This window comes from Streptomyces sp. NPDC016469, assembly GCF_040632905.1.
Lineage (GTDB): Bacteria > Actinomycetota > Actinomycetes > Streptomycetales > Streptomycetaceae > Streptomyces.
The window spans coordinates 1-2,592 of sequence record NZ_JBEYCQ010000082.1 but is presented as its reverse complement, the minus strand read 5'-3'; the positions used below and the strand labels follow the sequence as shown (position 1 = coordinate 2,592).

The following is a 2,592-nucleotide window of genomic DNA, read 5'->3' as shown; positions in this document are numbered from 1 at the left end:
GACCTTACCTATGGGTAGGTAATTGGCTGTGAATGACTGCTCAACAACCTTTGCGTGAAGGGTTATTGACAAGTGTTGAATTGTGCGGCGGCGTGAATGGATTTATAAGTCATACAAATGTACTTAAATATGAAGGATATACACGAGATAGACCAGAGATATTATTTAACTTAGCACAATTCCTAAAAGATGAAAAAATAGAACAAGACTGGATTAAGGATAAAAATATTAAGCATTATATTATTAAATATAAGCTACCTTTGAATTACTATAGGTATTTTACATTTGAGGCGAAATATGATGATAGTGATTACGGTATTACTAAATACAATTTAGAATACTTACCAAAAAAGGAAATAGAAGTACGCGTAAAGAAATGGGTCATCCAAAAAGCTATTTACATTCTTAGATATGGAGTATATGAACTTTACTCTTATGTCCATCCAAAAGTAAAGATTGAAACTAAAGATATTATGGAAATTATGACTGAATTAGAATATATCACAAAATATAATATTAAAAGTAAAGATAAAACTTTATAAAAATTACTGAAGGGATCAGAAAATTATGGTTGAGGAAGTTAAAAGATTAGATATACCCACAAAGGTTTTAAGAAATTTATATATATACTCTGGTAATCAATGTGCATTTCCTGGGTGTTCTCATAAAATAGTAGATGATGATGGGAACTATATTGCACAGCTATGTCATATTGAATCAGCTAATATAGGTGGCGAAAGATTTAACCCCGAAATGACAAATAAACAGAGAGCAGATTACCCGAATTTATTGTTACTTTGTTACGAACACCACCAGGTTACAAATAATGTACAGAAATATCCTGTAGATGTAATGAAAGCATTGAAAGCGAAGCATGAAGCAAAATTTAAAAATATACTAGAAGATATCAGCAACACATTCATTCCTGACATAACTAAAGGGCAAAAGTTGTCATTGCCAAAGACGCTTATCGAGATGAATAAGTATATGGGATGGAGACATAACGAAGATGAATTAAAGGGAACAATAGAGTTTATAGAACGTGGTGCTTTGCGTTTAAAGAAGCTACCACCCGGAACAAGATCAGTATTTTTAACGATGCTTGAACGGAGTGAAAACAATGAAATTTTACTCGATGAAGTACAACAAGTGTTAAGTATTCCAAACGAGGAGTGGCGTAAGCATTATGATATGCTAGTTAAATATGAACTCATATCTGTTGCTGAGGAACATTATGAGTTATTAGGGTATTATAGTACATTTTGTGAGGAAGAAGGGTGGCCTATGTGGCAGGAGTTAAAGACCTACTGTAAAGGTACAGAAAGAGATTTAGATGAAGTAATAGAAAATTTACGGTTTGACCTACTAGACTAAAAGAAAATTAGATATTAACAAATTATTTATATCATCCCCTTATTTACCCTGAACCACACACTGTATGATCAGTGTGGTTATTTGTGATTAAACACATATTCACCATCAGGATCTCTTCCTTCTTCTAAACATACGGCATAGCAATCTTACAAAACATAATAATTGCCAACACCACCAGGAACTTCATTGGCCCAAAATCATCAAAGTTATTTATGACAATAAGTTAAGACAACAGTTAATCTGTTGATATTTAAGCTCTTTACTTTTCATTGTCAAAACTCTTAAGTTATGACAACACGATAATAAAAAGAAAATGTTTATTAAAACATTTAAAATTCCACTTTATATATTTATCGCTATCACTATATTGTATTTTACTTTAAATTTTGTTATTGCACCGACATTGATTGAATACATGAAATAAGACCATAAAGCTAAAGTAATATAAAAGGATTGGTTATCTAATGATTTTTGGATATGCAAGGGTTAGTTCCATTGAACAAAATTTAGACCGACAAATCAAAGAACTACAAGAATATGGCTGCGAACGCATATACTCTGAAAAAGCTTCTGGTAAAGACTTTAGCAGACCAGTGTTTCTAGAAATGCGTTCTAAAATGCGTTTTGGTGATGTACTTGTAGTACATGATTTAACTAGATTCGGTAGAAATAAAAAGGAAATAATGAATGAATGGAAAAAATTAATTGATGCTGAAATAGATATTGTGGTTTTAAATATGCCTATATTAGATACAAGAAAATATAAGGAATTAGAAGGCATTGGACAATTAGTTTCTGATATTGTTTTATCCTTATTATCCTGGATGGCGGAAGAAGACCGTCGTAGAATCCGAACAGCTCAAAGAGAAGGTATTGAAATTGCAAAATCTAAGGGTATTTATACAGGCGGAAAAAGAAAATACCATAAAGATGCTAAAGGCAAAGATAAAATTATATATGATGAAATTGTGCGTTTAATCCAAGCTGGTGAAAGTGTTAAAAACATACATAAAACAGTTGGTGTAGCAAGGAATACTATTTATACAATAAAAAAAGAGTTGGAATAAGTTTAATATTTATAATACCCCTTAGCTTTTCTAAGGGGTATATATTGCATTAAGCAACGCTGCGAGCAGGCACCCCGGCAGTGCTTTCGTGTGACGATCGTAGGCCGGTGTTGACGGCTCGAATGCCAGGACGGTGGTAGTGTGCGCGCCT

At 32.6% G+C, this 2,592-nt stretch carries 3 protein-coding genes; all 3 read left to right on the top strand.

The window, feature by feature from the left end; all coding sequences use genetic code 11:
• The first annotated feature begins 32 nt into the window (after positions 1-32).
• The gene (locus tag ABZ565_RS35275; protein ID WP_361036395.1) at positions 33-542 is read left to right on the top strand and encodes a hypothetical protein; all 510 of its coding nucleotides are present in this window, start codon (positions 33-35) and stop codon (positions 540-542) included.
• 25 nt (positions 543-567) lie between these two features.
• Positions 568-1,374 carry a hypothetical protein gene (locus ABZ565_RS35270; protein WP_361036392.1) on the top strand — a complete coding sequence of 269 codons (807 nt, stop codon included), beginning with the start codon at positions 568-570 and terminating at the stop codon, positions 1,372-1,374.
• Between the two features lie 464 nt (positions 1,375-1,838).
• Positions 1,839-2,441, top strand: coding sequence for a recombinase family protein (locus ABZ565_RS35265; RefSeq protein WP_361036389.1), 603 nt, complete (start codon positions 1,839-1,841; stop codon positions 2,439-2,441).
• The last annotated feature ends 151 nt before the right edge of the window (positions 2,442-2,592 follow it).

What these genes read in the sequence shown, in the direction of transcription:
- ABZ565_RS35265 (WP_361036389.1), top strand. Translation starts at nt 1,839, where the DNA reads ATGATTTTTGGATATGCAAGGGTTAGTTCCATTGAACAAAATTTAGAC.
- ABZ565_RS35275 (WP_361036395.1), top strand. Translation starts at nt 33, where the DNA reads ATGACTGCTCAACAACCTTTGCGTGAAGGGTTATTGACAAGTGTTGAA.
- ABZ565_RS35270 (WP_361036392.1), top strand. Translation starts at nt 568, where the DNA reads ATGGTTGAGGAAGTTAAAAGATTAGATATACCCACAAAGGTTTTAAGA.